This is a genomic window from Falsiroseomonas sp. HC035, from assembly GCF_050563525.1.
Lineage (GTDB): Bacteria > Pseudomonadota > Alphaproteobacteria > Acetobacterales > Acetobacteraceae > Falsiroseomonas.
This window is the reverse complement of the sequence record NZ_JBNXUN010000001.1, coordinates 193,693-209,922: the sequence shown is the minus strand read 5'-3', so window position 1 is coordinate 209,922 and position 16,230 is coordinate 193,693. Positions and strand designations below refer to the sequence as shown.

The window sequence follows — 16,230 nt, the reverse complement described above, 5'->3', positions numbered from 1 at the left end:
TGCCCGGTCAGGCGCGTCCCGGCCAGACCGCCCGCCGCACGCCGAGCGCCGTCACCACACCATAGGAGGTGATGCCCAGCGCCACGCCGAGGAAATGCCCCTCGATCCCCATGCCCAGCGGCCCGGCCAGCAGCGCGCCCCCGCCCACCGCCAGCGTCAGCCGGGACAGCGCGCCGACAACGGGATAGCCCATGCGCCCCGCGCCGAGGCTGGCGAAATACAGCGCCATCCCCAGCCCGAAGCCGCCGAAGGCGAAGCCGACATACCCGAGGCCGCGCGCGGCAATCGCCACCACGGCCGGGTCGGCGCTGAACAGGGACGCCACCTGCACCGGCCACAGCGCCACCACCAGTCCCGCCACTCCGGTCAGCGCCAGGGCCAGCGCGGCCCCGGTCCATGCCAGCGCGCGGGCCTCCGCCCAGTCGCCGGCGCCGGCGGCGCGGCCGACGAGGGCCGTGAGCGCGGAGCCGATGCCGAAGGCCAGCGGGATCATCAGGAATTCCAGCCGCGCTGAGATGCCATAGGCCGCGACGGCCACCGGGCCATAGGCCGCCATTTGCGCCGTCACCAGGATGGTTGCGAGGTTGGCGACCACTGCCAGCCCGCTCGCCACCAGCCCGACCGACAGGATCTTCCCAAAGATGGCACCTCGGGGCCGCTGGCGCAGCACCGGAACGAAGCCGGCGCCGCCGCGCAGCACCACCAGCCCCATGGCCAACGTCGCCACCCAGAACACCAGCGCCTGTGCCAGGCCGAGTCCGGCCAGCCCCATGCCCGCCCATTCCGCCAGGGCCCAGCCGGTGAAGGGCAGCGCCAGCCAGGCCAGCACCAGCACGCGCGCCGCCAGCGCATGCCGCCCGCCGCCGCGCAGCACGGAGGCCAGGGTGTTGGTCAGCCAGACCGGCACCGCGCCCAGCCCGAACAGCCACATGGCATAGGGCGCCGCCGCCTCCGCCGCCGCGGCGCCGCCGATGGCGCCGAAGATGGCGCGCGGGAACAGCCCCAGCGGGATGGCGAAGATCAGCCCGGCGGCGACCGCGATCAGCACGGAGTGCAGCACCATGGCGGAGGCATCCTCCCGCCGTCCGCCACCCAGCGCCCGCGCGATGGCGGACACCACGCCGCCGCCCATGGCGCCGGTCGACATCATCTGCATCAGCAGCACGAAGGGCAGGGCGGTGGCCCAGCCGGCCAGCGCCGCGGTGCCCTGCCGCGCCGCCAGCCAAGTTTCCGCCAACTGCCCCACCACCTGGAGCAGCGCGACCAGCGCGGTCGGCGCCGCCAGAACTCCGATCCGTCGCAGGCGGTCCAGCATCACGGGCGGAGTCTCCTCGGGCGGCCCTGCCATGCTGGCAGTCTCGTGCTGCACCGCACAGCCGCGCTGGACGCCTAGCTGGGTTGCACCCCCGCCGCCTGCACCACCGGCGCCCACCGCGCCGCCTCGGCCGCGACGAACTCACCGATGCGCGCCGGCTGCAGGTCGCCGAGCGAGACCACGCCGACGCTCTCCAGCCGCGCCTTGATGGCAGCATCGGCCAGGCCCGCCTGCAGTTCCGCGTTCAGCCGCGCCGCGATGGCGGGGTCCAGCCCGGCGGGGGCTGCCATGACGAACCAGTTGGTGGAGACGGCTTTGGGCCAGCCGGCCTGCACCAGCGTCGGTACATCCGGCAGCGCCGAGACGCGTTCCGGCGAGGAGACCGCCAGCGCCTTCAGCGTGCCGGCGCGGATCGCCGCCGCATTGGCGCCAGAGGTATCCCACAGGGAGGTCGTGTTGCCGCCGAGCACGTTCTGCTGCGCCTCCGCCGCGCCGCGGAACGGCACGTGCAGCATCTGCACGCCGGATTCCAGTGCCCACATCACCCCGGTCAGGTGGCCGACCGAGCCGACGCCGGAGGAGCCGAAGGAGACTTCCTCCGCCCGCCGCGCCGCCATCGCGCGGTAGTCGTCCATCGTGTTCATCGGGCTGTCGCCCTTCACCGCGCAGACGATCGGCGCGCCGCCGAGCATGCTGATCCAGGAAAAGGCACGCTGCGGGTCATAGGCCAGGTTGCGGAACAGCGAGGGCGCAACGGCCAGGGGGCCGGTATTGGAGACGAGCAGCGTATGCCCATCGGCAGTGGCGCGCGCCGCTTCCGCCGTGGCGACGGTACCGCCGGCGCCGGGCTTGTTCTCCACCACGAAGGGCCGGCCGAAGGCGCGCTCCAGCCGTTCCGTCAGCGGCCGGATGATGAGGTCGCTGGTGCCGCCGGGCGCGTAGGGGTTGAGGATGCGCACCGGCCGGTTCGGCCACGGCGCCTGGGCGAGTGCGGGGGCGGCGAGCGGGGCCGCGATGGCGGCGGCGAGGATCTGGCGGCGGGTGGTCATTGGCGTTCTCCGGCTTTGCAGTGGCCGGAAGAAGCAAGCCGCGTGCCGCCCGGCTCAGCCCCGGTAGAGATCGGCAATACCGGGCGCGAAGCCGGTCAGGGTTCGGCTGCGTGCCGGGCGTGGCGCGTCGGGCGGCGCCAGGCCAACCATCGCCTCCGCCAGCCGCACCGCGGCCGCCGTGCCATCCACCAGCGGCACCTGGACGCGGTGTGCGATGACGGGCGCGAGGCCGGCGAGCGGGCCGCCGGCCAGGATCACGGCCTCCGCGCCATCCTGTTCCACGCTCTGGCGGCACAGCTCCACCAGCAGCTCCGCCCGTTCCTCCGCCACCAGGCCCGGATCGCCGGCGAAGGCGGGGCCCATACGGAAGCCGGCGCAGCGCGCGCCGAGGCCGTGATGCGCCAGGCAGTCCTCGAACATCGGCCGCAGCGCCGTGGTGAAGGACACCACGCCGAAGCGGCGGCCGAGCATGGCGGCGGCGTGGAAGGCGGCCTCGCTGATGCCGAGCACCGGCACGTCCAGCAATTCCTTCGCGGCATCGAGACCCGGGTCGCCAAAGCAGGCGATGATCGCCGCGTCGTAGTGGCCGCGATGCGCGGCCAGCGCCGCCAGCGTGGCGGGTCCGGCCACCAGCCAGTCGGCACGGCTGACGATCAACGGCAGGCCGAAGGGCGCGGAGATGGCCTGGACGACGGTGCCCGTCGAGGCCGCGGCCCGCGCCGCCGCGCCGATGCGTGCGGTGACACTGTCCGTGGTATTGCTGTTGACGACGAGCAGCCTCACGCCGGTGTCTCCTGGGTCAGCCAGTGCCGTGCGATGTCGCAGCGCCGCGCCACCCAGACATCATCACGCCCCGCGACGTGGCGCAGCACGGCGTCGAGGCCCGGCATTCGCGCCGGGCGGCCGATGATGCGGAGGTGCAACCCGATGGAGAGCATGCGCGGTGCGCCCTCCGCCAGCAGCCAGTCGATCGCCGCGATGCAGTAGCTGGAAAAATCCTCGTGCTGGATGAAGCCGCCGCCGGGCGAGAAGCGCATGTCGTTGGTGTCGAAGGCGTAGGGCAGGCGGACATGCGCCGCGCCGTGCAGCCGCGGCAGGTCGTCGTCGTAATTGTCGCTGTCGTACAGGAAGCCGCCTTCCTCCTGCAGCAGCCGGCGCGTGTTGACCGAGGACGCGCTGCGGGTGTGCCAGCCGACCGGTCGTTCGCCGGTGGCGTCGCGGATGGCGGCGACGGTCGCGGAGATCACGGCGCGCTCGGTGTCTTCCGGCATCCCGGCATGGCTTTCCCAGCGCCAGCCATGCGCGGAAATCTCGTGCCCGCGCGCATGCGGCGCGGCGGCCAGGACCGGCGTCGCGGCGACAGCGCGGCCGCAGCTTGAGAACGTGGCCTTCAAGCCATGCGCGTCGAAGGCATCGAGGATGCGCCACAGGCCGACGCGGCTGCCATAGGCGAAGTGGCTTTCCATGCAGGGGTCGGGATGGCCCACCACCTCCTCCCGCGCCTCGTAGGTCGGCTCGTTGCGCGCATCGCCGGAGGTCAGCGACATCTCCGCGCCCTCCTCGACATTCACGACGAAGGACAGCGCCAGCTTTCGCCCATCCGGCCATTCGGCGGCGGAGGGCGCGCCGGCGCGGCCGGCGAGGTCGCGGGAAGCGGGCGGCATGGCACCGGGCAGCATCAGGCGCCCCGGAACAGGGCATAGCCCCACGGCGTGAACTTCATCGGCAGGTGGTAGTGCAGCGCCGGGTCGAAGACGGCAAAACGGAACGGCACCTCGCCGAGGAAGGGCGGCGTTTGCGTGCCGGCGTAGAAGGCGCCGATCTGGAACAGCACCTCATGCACGCCAGGGCGCACGCCCTCGCCGCGTGTTACCGGATGGACCAGCGCGCCATCGGCGCCCAGCACACCCTCCGCCACCAGAACCGGCGCGGGGTCGAGGCGATGGATCGTCACGCGCAGCCCGCGCGCGGGCTGGCCGCTGGCCACATCCACCGCATGCAGGGAAATGCCGCCCGCCATGCTCACGCGCCCTCCAGGCTGAACAGCCTGCCCCATGCCGCGCCGGGGCGTTCGGCGATGCCCGCCGCCGCCAGCCCGCCCCAGACGCCGAGGGCCGTCGCGTCCAGCAGCGGGATGCCGGTCTCGGCCTCCAGCGCCGCGGCGAGCGGTGCGGCGGCGCAGTTGGTGTTCCACATCACGATCGCCTGCACCCCGGGCTTCGCCACCTGCCGCACCAGCGCCGCGACCGAATCATACCCCACAGTCGCGTAGGTGAGGTTGTCGGTGATGCCGAGGCTGGCTTCAGCCACCATCTCGATCCCCTCCGCCGCCAGGCCTCGCGCGGCGCGCAGATTGTAGTCGCGCGTGTGCGGCCCGATCAGCGCGATCCGCGTCGCGCCCAAGGCCGCCAGCGCGCGCAGCAGGGCAAGGCCGGAGGTGTCGCAGGGCAGGCCCGTCGCGGCGCGTACCCGCCGGACCAGCTCCCGGTCGTGTTCCAGGCCGATCAAGGCGCCCTTGCTGGCGGACCAGACCAGCGCATCCGGCTTCGCATCCGCCAGCAGGTCGGCGGCGCTCAGCAGCGCCTCCCAGTCGTAGCTGTCGGGGAAGGGGTCCACGGCGCCGCGCTTGGCGACGCGGCTGAAGATCGGCACCACGCCCGGAAGGTCGCGCAGCAGCGCCTGCGTCGTGCGCTCCACCACCGTGTTGGCGGAGGGCAGGATGGTGGCGAGCAGGCGCGGGGCCGGGTGCATCAGGGTGGTCGCGTCGGGCATGCGGGCGAGACTGGCGCGGCGCAGGCGGCACGGCAATTGCCTCGGACCCGGCATCCGAGGGGATTCAGCCCATGCGCCGCCGCCATCTGCCACTTCTCGCGGCATTCGCCGCCTGCTCCGCCGGCACCGCCCTGGCGCAGCCGGGATCTCCGCCCTCTTGGCCGAGCCGCCCGATCCGCATCATCGTCACCTTCCCGCCCGGCGGGTCCTCCGACATCGTCGCGCGCGTGCTGGCGGAGGTGCTGTCCCAGCGCCTGCCGCAGCGCGTATTGGTCGAGAACAAGCCGGGCGCCGGCGGCACCCTGGGCGCCATCTACACCACGCAGCAGCCTGCCGATGGCTATACCCTAATGCTGTCCAACACCGCGCCGATCGTCACCAGCCCGCCGATCTATCCGAGCGTCACCTACGACCCGGTCGGCGGCTTCAGCCACATTGCCTATATCGGCGCGACGCCGCTGGTCATCATGGTCAACCCGTCCAAGGTGCCGGCGACCGACCTCGCCGGCCTGGTCGCCTGGCTCCGCGCGCAGCGCGTGCCACCGGGCTATGGCAGTTCCGGCGCCGGCTCCGTCGCGCACATCTTCGGCGAGGCCTTCACCAAGCGCACCGGCGCCGAGCTCACCCATGTCTCCTATCGCGGCAGCGCGCCGATGCAGGCGGACCTGTTGGGCGGCGCCATCCCGATGTCCTTCGACACGCTGCCGCAGAATGTCGAGCACATCCAGGCCGGGCGGCTGCGCGCCATCGCCATCACCGCGCCGGAGCGCCAGAAGATGGCGCCGGACGTGCCGACCACGGCGGAAGCCGGCTTCCCGGGACTGCTGGCGGAGAACTGGCTCGGCCTGTCCGGACCGCCGGGCCTGCCGCCCACCATCCTGGCGCGACTGCACGCCGAGGTGGAGGCCGCGCTGGCCGTGCCGCTGATGCGCAGCCGGCTGGACGAGCACGGCATCGCGACGCGGCGAATGACGCAGCCGGAATTCCTCGCCTTCGTCGGCGAGGAGGTGCGCGTGACAGGCGCCGCGGTGAAGGCGCTCGGCCTGACGCCCGGTTGAGCATGAACAGGCCACGCGTCGTCGCCATCCTGTTCGGCCAGCCCGGCGCTGGTGCCTTCAACCGGGCCGGTGCCGAGGGCCTTGCGCGCGCGTCCGCGCTGCCGGTCGCCATCGAGACGGTGTGGGAGCCGGTGCCGGCCCGCCGCGCCGCCACGGTGGAAGCCGCGGCCGCCCGCGCCGACCTGGTCATCGCGCATGGCGGGCAGGGGGAACAGGCGGTGGCGGAGGTGGCGCCGGCCTTCCCGGACGTCGCCTTCGCCGTGACGCAGGGCCGCATCACCGGCCCCAACATCGCGGGATTCGAGGTGCTGCAGGAGCAATCCGCCTTCCTTGCCGGCGCACTGGCCGGCTGGTGGATGCGCGGTATGGTCGCGGCGCATCTGTCGGGCGAACCCGTGCCGCCGGGCCTACGCGGCCGTGCCGGCTTCGCCGCCGGGCTGGCTCATACACGCCCCGAGGCCACGCTACTGAGCGGCTTCTGCGGCAATCAGCACGACCCTGCACTCGCCGGGCACTGGACCGCGGCGCAGGTGGCGGCGGGCGCCGAGGTGCAATTCGCCATGCTCGATGGCGGCCGGTCCGGCGCCATCGCCGCGTGCCGCGCCGCCGGCATCCGCGCCATTGGCAACGTCCGGGACTGGACGGCGGAGGATGCGGTGTTCCTTGCCTCCGCCGTGGCCGACAACGGCGTCGCCATGCTGGCCGCCATCGAGGCCTTCCTCGCCGGCGCCTTCACGGACCGCCGCATCGGGCTTGAGGCGCCGGAGGCGGTGCGTCTGGCGCTCGCCGCCGACGTCGCGCCGGACCTCGCGGCCCGGATCGACGCGCTGCGCGACGAGATCCTGTCGGGCGCCGTCAGGGTGCCGGAGGATTGGCCGGGGCGGGATTGGGCGCCGTAGGCGGTCGCGCACGAAGTTCCGCCAGGATATCCGCCAGCAGGATTTCGCTTTTTGTCGGTGCCACCGGCTTCGCCTCCTGCGTCCGGCGGAAGCGGGACAGGATGCGCAACAGCCAGAAGATCGCCATCGCGACGATCAGGAACTTGATGATGGCGTTGATGAAACGCCCGACGGCCAGCACCGCCGCGCCACCTTCGCGCGTTGCCTCGAGCGAGGGCTGCCTTGCGCCGCTGAGCACGACGAAGACGTTGGAGAAATCGATGCCGCCGATCATCAGGCCGACGATCGGGTTGATCAGGTCTTCGACCAGGCTGCCGACGATGGCGGTGAAGGCGGCGCCGATGACGATGCCGACGGCCAGGTCGATCACGCTGCCTCGCATGATGAAGGCCTTGAACTCGGTCAGCCAGGCCGGTTCATTCAGCGTAATTGGCGATTTCATGGCGCGCTCCTGCGTGAACAGGCAGCCTGTGGCGCCGCGCGGTGCGGCGCCACGCAAATCTCCTTGCGCGCGGCGCTACTCCGCGCCGCACCAGCCGGCGATCAGCGCCGCCACCACCGCCACGCCGCGGCGATAGTCCGCCACGTCGACCCATTCGTCCCGGCCGCCATTCTGCGTCAGGTCGCCGCACAGCGGGCCCAGCCCGACGCAGGGAATCCCCGACTGCACCATCGGGTTGCGGATGTCGGAGGAGGTGTGCAGCGGGTTGATCTCGGGCGCCGTGCCGGTGCCGCGCAAAACCGCCTCATGCGTGGCAAGCCATAGCGGGTGGTCCAGCGGCACTTCGGCGCCGGTGACGCCGGACAGGAAAATCGTCTCGACCTCCAGCGCCGGATCGGCGGCGACCGCCTCCGCGATGGCGGCCTCGACCTCCGCCTGCACGTCGGCGAGCTTCTCGCCGGGCGGGAAGGACAGGGCGCAGGACAGTTGCACGGCGGGTGCGATGCGCGCGGCGCGACCATCGCCGAGCGTCTTGAGGTCGCCGACCAGCAGGTTGGTGCTGCGGCCGACGGCGGCATCCAGCGCCGGGTGATGCACACGCGCGCCGCGCCGTGCATCCAGCGCCCGCAGCGCGGCGAGGACGCCCATCGCCTTCTCGATCGGGTTCACCGCCAGATGCGCGAAGGCGGTGTGGCCGGGTTCCTGCGTCGGCGGAAGCTTACCCTTGACGATGATGCGGAACACGAGCTGGCCCGGCGCCAGGGCCTTCACCTCCCGCATCCCGATGCCCGACTCGGCCGGGTGCAGGTAGACTGCGGCATCGGCGGTGACGCCGCCATGCAGCAGCGCGTGCACGCCGCGGGCGTGGCGCTTGGATGGGGTGCTGGCGAGGATGACATCGCCCTTCGGCACCACGCCGGCGGCGAGCACGGCGCGCAAGGCCTCCACCATGGTGGCGATGCCGGCCAGGTCGTCGGCGACGCCCCAGCCATGGATGCGGCCCTGGTCGATCTCGCCGGCCATCGGGTCGTGCAGCCAGCCATGCTGGGGCTGGAACGCCTCGCCATCCGGATGGGCGAAGAAGATCACGCTGCGGCCGCCGCCGCTGCCGGGGAAGCGGGCCAGCACGGCTTCCCGCTCCTCGGCCGCCATTGCCGCCTCGCTGGCGAATTCTTCCCGCAGTACCACGTTGGCCGGGCTGTAGCGGCGGGTCTCGACGATGCAGCCGAGTTGCTCGCAGGCGGCGGCGATGCGCGCCTGCACCGCGGCCTCGCCGCCGGATTGCAGGCGGATCAGGTCGCGCAGGAAGCTGACCGCGGCCTCGCCACCCGCCTCCGCCGCCTGGTCCACGCGCGCCGCCACGGAATTCATCGGGCCGTCCATCGTGCTTCGTCCTGTCGTCGAGGGGCGCCAACTTAGCCACTATGGGCGGCAGGGCAATGACCAGCGCGTATACATCAAGTGACTGAGGTTGCAGGGCTTGCTTCGCCGCCGGGCCTGCGGCCATCTGGCGCCAGCCTGGCGGGAGACGAGCGGATGATGCGGCTGGTGATCGGCGGCAAGTGGTCCTCCACCTGGACCATGCGCGGCTGGCTGGCGTGCCGGCTCTCCGGCCTACCCTTCGAGTCCGAGACGCTGTTCCTGTCCCGCGCCGACAGCAAGGCGCAGCTCGCGGAAGCCTCGCCGACCGGCCTCATCCCGATCCTGCATGATGGTGACTTCGCGGTGACGGACACGCTGGCGATCGCGGAATACCTGTGGGAACGCGCGCCCGGCTGCGACATCTGGCCCGGCGATCTGCGCGCCCGCACCGCCGCGCGCAGCTCCGCGGCCGAGATGCACGCACATTTCGTGGAACTGCGCGCGGCGCTGCCGATGAACCTGGTGAAGCGCTGGCCGATCGCGCATGGCGTGCCCTCCAACGTCAAGCTGCTCGGCCGGCCCGGCGTCGCGCCGCAGGTGGCGCGGGTGCAGGAAAGCTGGCGGCAGACGCGCGCGGCCTGGGGGCAGGGCGGCCCCTACCTGTTCGGCGCGCGCTTCAATTTTGCCGATGCGATGTGGGCGCCGATGGCCAGCCGCTTCCGCACCTACTCCGTGCCCCTGGCACCTGACGCCCAGGCCTATGCGGATGCCGTGCTGGCGCATCCGCTGGTGGCCGAATGGGTCGCGGGGGCGGAGGCGCAGGCGCGCGAGATCGGCTGGGAGGCCTGCGCCGCCTTTCCGTAGACGGTTGCGTTCATCCGACCCTGGCGCCGGAAATCCGCACCGCATCCCCCCATTTCGTCCGCTCGGACCGGATATGCTGCTCAAGCTGCCGTGCCGTGCCGCCGCGCGGCACGGCACCAAGGCGCAGCAGGCGCTCACGCATCCCGGGCGTGGCAAGTGCCCCGTTCGTGGCCGCATTCAGCAGCAGCACCGCTTCCTCGCTGACGCCGGCCGGGTAGACGAAGCAGATCCAGGAGACGTAGTCGAAGTCCGTCACGCCGGATTCCTGCACCGTCGGGACCCCCGGTAGTCCGGGCCAGCGTTCCGAGGTGGTCACCGCCAACGCGCGCGCCAGGCCGCCTGAGATGAACCCGATGGAACTGGTGATGCTTTCCACCGCGAATTCCACATGGCCGCCTGACAACGCCTCCAGCGAGGGGGCGGCGCCGCGGAAGGCGACGTGCTGGGGCTGGGCGACGCCAAGCCGGGACTTCAGCATCTCCATCGTCAGGTGCCCGGCGCTGCCGGCGCCGGCGCTGGAATAGTTCAGCCGCGCCCCGCTGTGGATCGCGGTGACCAGGTCGGCCAGGCTGCGCTCCGGTCGCCGGGTGGAGGCCAGGACCAGCAGCGGGTTGCTGGCGACCAGGGCCACCGGGACGAAGGCGACCTCCGGGTTGAACGGCATGCTGGGATACAGGAAGGGGTTCACCACCAGCGGCCCGGGCGCGGAAATCAGGAAGGTGTGGCCATCCGGCTCACTGCGCGCCGCCGCCTCCGCGCCCACATTGCCGCCGGCCCCGCTGCGGTTCTCGACCAGAATGGTGGTGCCGAGCAGCGGCTCCATCTCCCACGCCAGCAGCCGCGCCAGCACATCCAGCGCGCCGCCCGGCGCGAAGGGCACGATGAGCCGCATCGGCCGGTCCGGCAGCCAGCTTACTTGCGCGCCGGCCAGGCTGGGGGCGGCGAGACCCGCCGCGAGAAGGCTCCGCCGCCGCATCCCGTCAGTCCAGCCGCGTCGCCGCCGTGATGGCCGGGCCGAGGTTCAGCGCGCCCTCCAGCCTGTAGCCCAGGTTCAGCCCGCTGCGCCGCACCCAGACCTGCTTCAGGTCGAACAGCGGCACGCTGCACCCGGCCTCCAGCACCTTGCGCTGCGCCGTCGCCCACAGCGCCATCTGCTTCGCCGCATCGGGTTCGGCACGGGCGGCGTCGATCTCGGCGTCGGCGGCACTGCAGTGGGCGAAGTTCAACGACATGGTCGGCTGACCGGGTGCGCTGCGGGAATGGTAAAACTGGCTGAGGTAGCTGTCCGCCACCGGGAACCGCGCGGCGCCGTAGAAGGTCATCTGCGACAGGTCCTGCCGGATGCGGGCGTGGTAGGTGGCGTGTTCCACCACATCCATGTCGAGCGTGATGCCGGCGCGGCGCAACTGCGCCTGGATCACCTCCATGATCGGCAACTGCGCGGAGTTGGAGGAAACGACGGCGCGGATGGTGACGCCGTTTGCATGGCCCGCCTCCGCCAGCAATGCGCGGGCACGCGCCGGATCGGGAGCGTAGCGCGGGACCTCCTGCGTCGCGCCGAGGTAGCCGGGCGGCACCGGGCTCGGCCAGGGCGTCGCCACGTCCAGGCCGACGAAGCGGGCGATGGCGGGGGCATCCACCGCATGCTGCACGGCGCGGCGCACCCGCGCATCGTCCAGCGGCGCGCTGCGGCTGCTGATCAGCAGGGTGCGGAACTCGCCGGGGGAGAAGACCTCCACCGCCGTATTCGGATGCGCCCGCATGCGCTCCACCCAGCGCTGTTCGCGGCGGCCGATGATCAGGTCCAGCTCGCCGGCGGTGTAGGCGAGTTCACGGGTCGCGTCGGAGGTGATGAAGCGCAGGTCGATGGCGCGGATCGCCGGGCGGCCGCGCCAATGCGCGTCATGCGCCACCATCCGCGCGGCGCCGCCGCCGGCGCGTTCCATGCGGAACGGGCCGGTGCCCGGCGCCTGCCCACCTGTGTCGGCACGGCGGGAGACGATCATGCCGCCATGGTAGTTGGCGAACAGCCCGAGTGCGCCGGCCACCGCCTCGCGCAGCGTCACGCGGACGGTCATGGGGTCCAGCGCCTCGATGCTCGTGACCGGCGCAAAGTCGCCGGCGAAGCCGCTGCGGGCGCGGTCGGCGGCGCGGCGCAGCGAGAACACCACGTCCTCCGCGCCGAGCGGCTGGCCATCGTGGAAGCGGACGCCGGGGCGCAGGTAGAACGTGTAGCTGAGGCCGTCCTCGCTGCGGGTGAAGCGCTCCGCCAGGTCCGGCTCGATCTGCGCCGGGTCGGCGGAGCCGGGCGGGAAGCGCACCAGCCCGTCATAGGCCCAGGACAGCGGCGCCTTGTCCTGCGTGGCGCTGGCGCGGTGCGGATCCGTGGTGCCCATGTCCTGCGCGATCAGGCCAACGCGAAGCGTCTGCGCTGGTGCGGCTGCCGGAAGCGCCAGTAGCAGGGCGGTGGCCATGATGGTGCGGCGCATTGTCCGGTCCTTTCGAAGCATCCCGGCTTGCAGGATGGGGCGGCAGGGGTCAGGCTCGCAACATGTATGACGTGGCGATCATCGGCGGTGGTATGGTGGGCTCTGCCATCGGCTTTGGCTGCGCGGAGCGTGGCGCGCGCGTCGCGGTGTTGGACGAGGGCGATGTGGCGCTGCGGGCGGCGCGCGGCAATTTCGGGCTGGTCTGGTCGCAGTCCAAGGGGGACGGCATGCCCGCCTATGCCGAATGGACGCGGGCCAGCGTCGCGCTGTGGCCGGCACTGGCGGAGCGGGTGTCCGGCCATGCCGGCCGGGACACACAGTACCGGGCCGTCGGCGGCCTGACCTTCTGCCTGGGCGAGGGCGAGTACGACACCCGGAAAGCCTTCGTGCAGCGCATGCACAACCAGGGCCAGCAGGGCCTGCGGATGCTGGACCGTGCGGCGCTGCGCGACCTGATGCCGGATTGCCCGCTGGGGCCGGAGGTGCTCGGCGCCAGCTTCCAGCCGGCGGATGGCCATGTCGACCCCCTGACCCTGCTGCGCGGGCTCCAGGCCGGGATGCGGAAGGCCGGCGGGGCGCACCTGCCCGGCGCCGCGGTGATGGCGATCGAGCCGGTGGCCGGCGGTTACCGCATCGACCGCGAGGATGGCTCCGAGGTCGCGGCGCGGCGCATCGTCATCGCGGCGGGGGTGATGACGACGCGGCTCGCGAAGCTGGTGGGGCTGGACGTGCCGGTGCGGCCGGTGCGCGGCCAGAACATCGTCACCGAACGGTTGGCACCAATCCTGCCGCTGCCGGCCAGCGCCATCCGGCAGACCGGCGACGGCACCATCCAGATTGGCGTGACCAGCGAGGATGACGGCAGCTTCGCGACCGGCACCAGCACCGATGCGCTGGCCCGCATGGCCGCTCGCGCCTTGCGGGTGCTGCCGGTGCTGGCGCAGGCGCGGATGGTGCGCGGCTGGGCGGCGCTGCGGCCGATGACGCCGGATGGCTTTCCCGCCTATGCCGAAAGCCCGACCCACCCCGGCGCCTTCGTCGCCACCTGCCATTCCGGCGTGACGCTCGCTGCCGTGCATGCGGGGCCGCTGGCAGAGGCGATCCTCGGCGGCGCGCTGCCGGACGCGGCCCGCGACCTGCACCCCGCCCGCTTCCTCGGAGGTCCGCATGTTCCGGCGCAGTGAGCCGACCGACTGCACCATCACCTGGGAGGGCGAGGCGCTGCCGGCGCGGGCGGGCGAGAGCCTGGCCGTGTCGCTGCTGGCGGCCGGCGTGACGGCGTTCCGGCAAACCCCGGTCAGCGGCAGCCCGCGCGGGCCGCTGTGCCTGATGGGGGCGTGCTTCGACTGCCTTGTGGTGGTGGAGGGCGCCCAGAATGTGCAGGCCTGCCTGGTGCCGGTGGTGCCCGGCCTGCGCGCCGGGATCCAGCGCGGCGCCCGTGGCTTCGGGGACGAGGCATGAGCGTCGAGGCGGAGTGGACGGCGGAACAGGCAGCGCCGGGGAAGGCCGGCGGCAGCGTGGACCTGCTGGTGCTCGGCGCCGGGCCGGCGGGCCTGGCGACAGCGACCGAGGCGCGGGCGCATGGCATGACGGTGTTGCTGCTGGACGAGAACGCGGCGCCGGGCGGGCAGGTGCATCGCGGGGTCGAAGCCCGGCCCGCGAAGGACGACCAGGACAAGGACGGCGCGAAGCTGGTTGCCGCCTTCCGCGCCTCCGGCGCCGAGTTCCGGCCCGGCGCCACCCTCTGGGCGGTGGAGGCGGGCGGCAAGGTGTTCTGGTCCGAAGCCGGCGCCGCCCGCAGCATCACCGCCGGCCGCATCATCCTGGCCGCGGGCGCCACGGAGCGGCCGCTGCCCATCCCGGGCTGGACCCTGCCGGGCGTCATCGGCATCGGCGCGGCGCAGATCGCGCTGAAGACGGCGGGGCTGGTGCCGGAAGGCGCGGTGTGGCTGGCCGGGCAGGGGCCGTTGCTGTGGCTGTATGCGGTGCAGGCGCTGGAGCGGGGCGGGCAGATCGCCGGCATCGTGGATCTTTCGCCGCCCGGTGGCCTGCGGCGGGCCATGCCCTTCCTGACCCGCGCGCTGAAGGCGCCGGAATACCTGCTGCGCGGCCTGCTGTGGCAGCGCCGGGTGAAGCGGGCCGGCGTGCCCGTGACTCCGGCGCGGGAGCTGCGAGCGGAGGGCGAGGGACGGCTTTCGCGCATCGTCATCGACGGCGTCGCACATCCGGCCGACCTGCTGCTGCTGCATGATGGCGTGGTGCCGAACACGCAGGTGACCCGCGCCATCGCCGGGCTGAAACATGGCTGGGACCCCGTGCAGCGTTGTTGGCGGCCGGGCCTCGACCTCTGGGGCAATACTTCGGCCGAGGGCGTCATGGTAGCGGGCGATTCGGGTGGCATCGGCGGCGCCCGCGCCGCGGCGCTGTCCGGTCGGATCGCGGCACTGGAGGCGGCGCGCGCGCTCGGCCGCATCACGACAGATGAACGCGACGGCCGCGCCGGCCCGCTGCGCCTGCTGCGCGACCGGCAACTGGCGCCGCGGCCCTTTCTCGACGCGATGTTCCCGCCGCGGCCCGAGGCGTTGATCCCCGACGAGACCATCCTCTGCCGCTGCGAGGAAGTGACGGCCGGCCGGGTGCGGGAGGCGGTGGCGCTTGGCTGCCTCGGCGCCAACCAGACCAAGGCCTTCACGCGGGCCGGCATGGGGCCGTGCCAGGGGCGGGTCTGCGGCCCGGCGGTGCATGGCGTGATCGCGGCGGCGCGGGGTGTCGACCCGGCGGAGGTGGACCCGTTCCGCACCCGCTTCCCGACCAAGCCCCTGACGCTGGGCGAACTCGCCGCGCTGGCCGGCTAGATGCGCCGCGCGGTGGTGATCGGCGGCGGGCTGCACGGGCTGTCCACCGCCCTGCACCTGGCCCGCACGCCGGGCTGGCAGGTGACGCTGCTGGAGCGCCGCCATGTCGGGCGCCATTCCAGCGGGGTGAATGCCGGCGGGGTGCGGCGGCTTGGCCGTGCGCTGCCGGAAATCGCGCTGTCGGTGGTGGCGGCGGAGATGTGGCACGGCATCGTGGCGCTGGTTGGCGACGATTGCGGGTTTCGCGCCACCGGGCAGGTCAAGGTGGCCGAGAGCGCCGCCGACATGGCAAAGAACGAGGCCCGTGTCGCGCAGGTCCGTGCCCTGGGCTGGTCGCATGAGGAGGTGGTGGACCAGGCCGAGGTCCGTCGCCTGCTGCCGGCCGTGTCCCCGCACGTGATCGGCGCCATCGTGACGCGGGACGATGGCTCGGCCGACCCGATGCGCACCGTCATGGCCTTCCGGGCCGCGGCGGAGCGGGCGGGGGTGGAGATCAGGGAGGGCGTCGCCGTCATCGGCTTGGACCGCACGGCGGATGGCACCATCACAGTCCGAACCGACCAGGGCGACTTTGCGGCCGAGCGCGTCGCCAATTGCGCCGGTGCCTGGGCGCCGGACCTGGCCGCGCTGGCCGGGGAGGCAATTCCCTGCGGCACCAAGGCCAGCATGATGATCGTGACGGAGCGCCTGCCAGCCTTCGTCGAGCCCACCGTGGGGGCAACAGCCCGCGCGCTGTCGTTCAAGCAGACCGCCTCCGGCACCGTCGTGATCGGCGGCGGGCACCAGGGGCTGAACGACCGGATGGCGGAAACCTCCTCCGTCGTCTTCGGCAACCTGGCCTTCGCCGCCCGCATCGCCGCCGAGATCTTTCCTTGCGTTGCCGAGGCCCGCATCGTGCGCAGCTGGACCGGGACGGAGGCGCGACCGCCGGACGACATGCCCGTCATCGGTGAAAGCCGCACCCTGCCGGGCCTGTTCCACTCCTTCGGCTTTTCTGGCCACGGCTTCCAGCTGTGCCCCGCGGCTGGCGCGGCGGTCGCCGAGTTGATGGCGCGCGGCGCCACGAACCTGCCGGTTGCGGCCTTCAGCCAGGATCGCTTCGCCGTTCCCGCTTGATGCCGGACG

17 protein-coding genes are annotated in these 16,230 nt (G+C 72.7%); 7 read left to right on the top strand and 10 right to left on the bottom strand.

All coding sequences use genetic code 11. The annotated features are described in order from the left end of the window. Positions 1-7 precede the first annotated feature (7 nt). Genes ACLF3G_RS01085 through ACLF3G_RS01060 form a run of 6 tightly spaced genes read right to left on the bottom strand, consistent with a single transcriptional unit; the run spans position 8 to position 5,136 of the window. Positions 8-1,348, bottom strand: coding sequence for an MATE family efflux transporter (locus ACLF3G_RS01085; protein ID WP_430667462.1), 1,341 nt, complete (start codon positions 1,346-1,348; stop codon positions 8-10). Between the two features lie 41 nt (positions 1,349-1,389). Beyond that, positions 1,390-2,364, bottom strand: coding sequence for a Bug family tripartite tricarboxylate transporter substrate binding protein (locus tag ACLF3G_RS01080; protein ID WP_430667461.1), 975 nt, complete (start codon positions 2,362-2,364; stop codon positions 1,390-1,392). 54 nt (positions 2,365-2,418) lie between these two features. Then, complete coding sequence (locus ACLF3G_RS01075; RefSeq protein WP_430667460.1) at positions 2,419-3,147, bottom strand: aspartate/glutamate racemase family protein; 729 nt, start codon at positions 3,145-3,147, stop codon at positions 2,419-2,421. After that, complete coding sequence (locus ACLF3G_RS01070; RefSeq protein WP_430667459.1) at positions 3,144-4,028, bottom strand: polysaccharide deacetylase family protein; 885 nt, start codon at positions 4,026-4,028, stop codon at positions 3,144-3,146. Before ACLF3G_RS01070 ends, ACLF3G_RS01075 begins: the two co-directional genes overlap by 4 nt. 14 nt (positions 4,029-4,042) lie before the next feature. After that, a complete protein-coding gene (locus ACLF3G_RS01065; protein ID WP_430668124.1) occupies positions 4,043-4,384 on the bottom strand; it encodes a hydroxyisourate hydrolase in 342 nt (113 codons plus the stop codon). 2 nt (positions 4,385-4,386) lie between these two features. After that, on the bottom strand, positions 4,387-5,136 hold the full coding sequence (locus ACLF3G_RS01060; protein WP_430667458.1) for a hypothetical protein: 750 nt from the start codon (positions 5,134-5,136) through the stop codon (positions 4,387-4,389). Between the two features lie 71 nt (positions 5,137-5,207). On the opposite strand from ACLF3G_RS01060, the gene ACLF3G_RS01055 reads away from it, so the two are divergent. Together ACLF3G_RS01055 and ACLF3G_RS01050 are read left to right on the top strand one after the other, a co-directional pair. Further along, the gene (locus ACLF3G_RS01055) at positions 5,208-6,194 is read left to right on the top strand and encodes a Bug family tripartite tricarboxylate transporter substrate binding protein (protein ID WP_430667457.1); all 987 of its coding nucleotides are present in this window, start codon (positions 5,208-5,210) and stop codon (positions 6,192-6,194) included. A gap of 2 nt (positions 6,195-6,196) precedes the next feature. Further along, a complete protein-coding gene (locus ACLF3G_RS01050) occupies positions 6,197-7,093 on the top strand; it encodes a BMP family ABC transporter substrate-binding protein (RefSeq protein ID WP_430667456.1) in 897 nt (298 codons plus the stop codon). On the opposite strand, the gene mscL is transcribed toward ACLF3G_RS01050, so the two are convergent. Together mscL and ACLF3G_RS01040 are read right to left on the bottom strand one after the other, a co-directional pair. Beyond that, on the bottom strand, positions 7,050-7,535 hold the full coding sequence (gene mscL, locus ACLF3G_RS01045; protein WP_430667455.1) for a large conductance mechanosensitive channel protein MscL: 486 nt from the start codon (positions 7,533-7,535) through the stop codon (positions 7,050-7,052). The genes ACLF3G_RS01050 and mscL overlap by 44 nt on opposite strands. 75 nt (positions 7,536-7,610) lie before the next feature. After that, the gene (locus ACLF3G_RS01040; protein WP_430667454.1) at positions 7,611-8,918 is read right to left on the bottom strand and encodes a M20 family metallopeptidase; all 1,308 of its coding nucleotides are present in this window, start codon (positions 8,916-8,918) and stop codon (positions 7,611-7,613) included. 153 nt (positions 8,919-9,071) lie between these two features. On the opposite strand from ACLF3G_RS01040, the gene ACLF3G_RS01035 reads away from it, so the two are divergent. Then, entirely contained in the window at positions 9,072-9,761 is a 690-nt protein-coding gene (locus ACLF3G_RS01035) for a glutathione S-transferase N-terminal domain-containing protein (RefSeq protein WP_430667453.1), read from the top strand. A gap of 10 nt (positions 9,762-9,771) precedes the next feature. Here ACLF3G_RS01035 and ACLF3G_RS01030 read toward each other — a convergent pair whose 3' ends face one another. After that, positions 9,772-10,737: a Bug family tripartite tricarboxylate transporter substrate binding protein gene (locus tag ACLF3G_RS01030; protein ID WP_430667452.1), complete on the bottom strand. Its 966-nt coding sequence runs from the start codon at positions 10,735-10,737 to the stop codon at positions 9,772-9,774. Between the two features lie 4 nt (positions 10,738-10,741). Next, positions 10,742-12,250 carry an ABC transporter substrate-binding protein gene (locus ACLF3G_RS01025; protein WP_430667451.1) on the bottom strand — a complete coding sequence of 503 codons (1,509 nt, stop codon included), beginning with the start codon at positions 12,248-12,250 and terminating at the stop codon, positions 10,742-10,744. 62 nt (positions 12,251-12,312) lie between these two features. On the opposite strand from ACLF3G_RS01025, the gene ACLF3G_RS01020 reads away from it, so the two are divergent. The 4 genes from ACLF3G_RS01020 to ACLF3G_RS01005 are packed head-to-tail and all read left to right on the top strand — an operon-like array spanning position 12,313 to position 16,221. After that, on the top strand, positions 12,313-13,434 hold the full coding sequence (locus ACLF3G_RS01020; RefSeq protein WP_430667450.1) for an NAD(P)/FAD-dependent oxidoreductase: 1,122 nt from the start codon (positions 12,313-12,315) through the stop codon (positions 13,432-13,434). Then, positions 13,418-13,711: a (2Fe-2S)-binding protein gene (locus ACLF3G_RS01015; RefSeq protein ID WP_430667449.1), complete on the top strand. Its 294-nt coding sequence runs from the start codon at positions 13,418-13,420 to the stop codon at positions 13,709-13,711. The genes ACLF3G_RS01020 and ACLF3G_RS01015 overlap by 17 nt, the downstream gene beginning before the upstream one ends. Continuing rightward, a complete protein-coding gene (locus ACLF3G_RS01010; protein ID WP_430667448.1) occupies positions 13,708-15,105 on the top strand; it encodes an FAD-dependent oxidoreductase in 1,398 nt (465 codons plus the stop codon). Before ACLF3G_RS01015 ends, ACLF3G_RS01010 begins: the two co-directional genes overlap by 4 nt. Then, entirely contained in the window at positions 15,106-16,221 is a 1,116-nt protein-coding gene (locus ACLF3G_RS01005; protein WP_430667447.1) for an NAD(P)/FAD-dependent oxidoreductase, read from the top strand. Positions 16,222-16,230 lie beyond the last annotated feature (9 nt).

Bases quoted from the DNA above. Each gene is read 5' to 3' on its own strand.
- ACLF3G_RS01085 (WP_430667462.1), bottom strand. From the start codon at position 1,348: ATGGCAGGGCCGCCCGAGGAGACTCCGCCCGTGATGCTGGACCGCCTG.
- ACLF3G_RS01080 (WP_430667461.1), bottom strand. From the start codon at position 2,364: ATGACCACCCGCCGCCAGATCCTCGCCGCCGCCATCGCGGCCCCGCTC.
- ACLF3G_RS01070 (WP_430667459.1), bottom strand. From the start codon at position 4,028: ATGCCGCCCGCTTCCCGCGACCTCGCCGGCCGCGCCGGCGCGCCCTCC.
- ACLF3G_RS01065 (WP_430668124.1), bottom strand. From the start codon at position 4,384: ATGGCGGGCGGCATTTCCCTGCATGCGGTGGATGTGGCCAGCGGCCAG.
- ACLF3G_RS01060 (WP_430667458.1), bottom strand. From the start codon at position 5,136: ATGCCCGACGCGACCACCCTGATGCACCCGGCCCCGCGCCTGCTCGCC.
- ACLF3G_RS01055 (WP_430667457.1), top strand. From the start codon at position 5,208: ATGCGCCGCCGCCATCTGCCACTTCTCGCGGCATTCGCCGCCTGCTCC.
- ACLF3G_RS01050 (WP_430667456.1), top strand. From the start codon at position 6,197: ATGAACAGGCCACGCGTCGTCGCCATCCTGTTCGGCCAGCCCGGCGCT.
- mscL (WP_430667455.1), bottom strand. From the start codon at position 7,535: ATGAAATCGCCAATTACGCTGAATGAACCGGCCTGGCTGACCGAGTTC.
- ACLF3G_RS01040 (WP_430667454.1), bottom strand. From the start codon at position 8,918: ATGGACGGCCCGATGAATTCCGTGGCGGCGCGCGTGGACCAGGCGGCG.
- ACLF3G_RS01035 (WP_430667453.1), top strand. From the start codon at position 9,072: ATGATGCGGCTGGTGATCGGCGGCAAGTGGTCCTCCACCTGGACCATG.
- ACLF3G_RS01030 (WP_430667452.1), bottom strand. From the start codon at position 10,737: ATGCGGCGGCGGAGCCTTCTCGCGGCGGGTCTCGCCGCCCCCAGCCTG.
- ACLF3G_RS01025 (WP_430667451.1), bottom strand. From the start codon at position 12,250: ATGCGCCGCACCATCATGGCCACCGCCCTGCTACTGGCGCTTCCGGCA.
- ACLF3G_RS01020 (WP_430667450.1), top strand. From the start codon at position 12,313: ATGTATGACGTGGCGATCATCGGCGGTGGTATGGTGGGCTCTGCCATC.
- ACLF3G_RS01015 (WP_430667449.1), top strand. From the start codon at position 13,418: ATGTTCCGGCGCAGTGAGCCGACCGACTGCACCATCACCTGGGAGGGC.
- ACLF3G_RS01010 (WP_430667448.1), top strand. From the start codon at position 13,708: ATGAGCGTCGAGGCGGAGTGGACGGCGGAACAGGCAGCGCCGGGGAAG.
- ACLF3G_RS01005 (WP_430667447.1), top strand. From the start codon at position 15,106: ATGCGCCGCGCGGTGGTGATCGGCGGCGGGCTGCACGGGCTGTCCACC.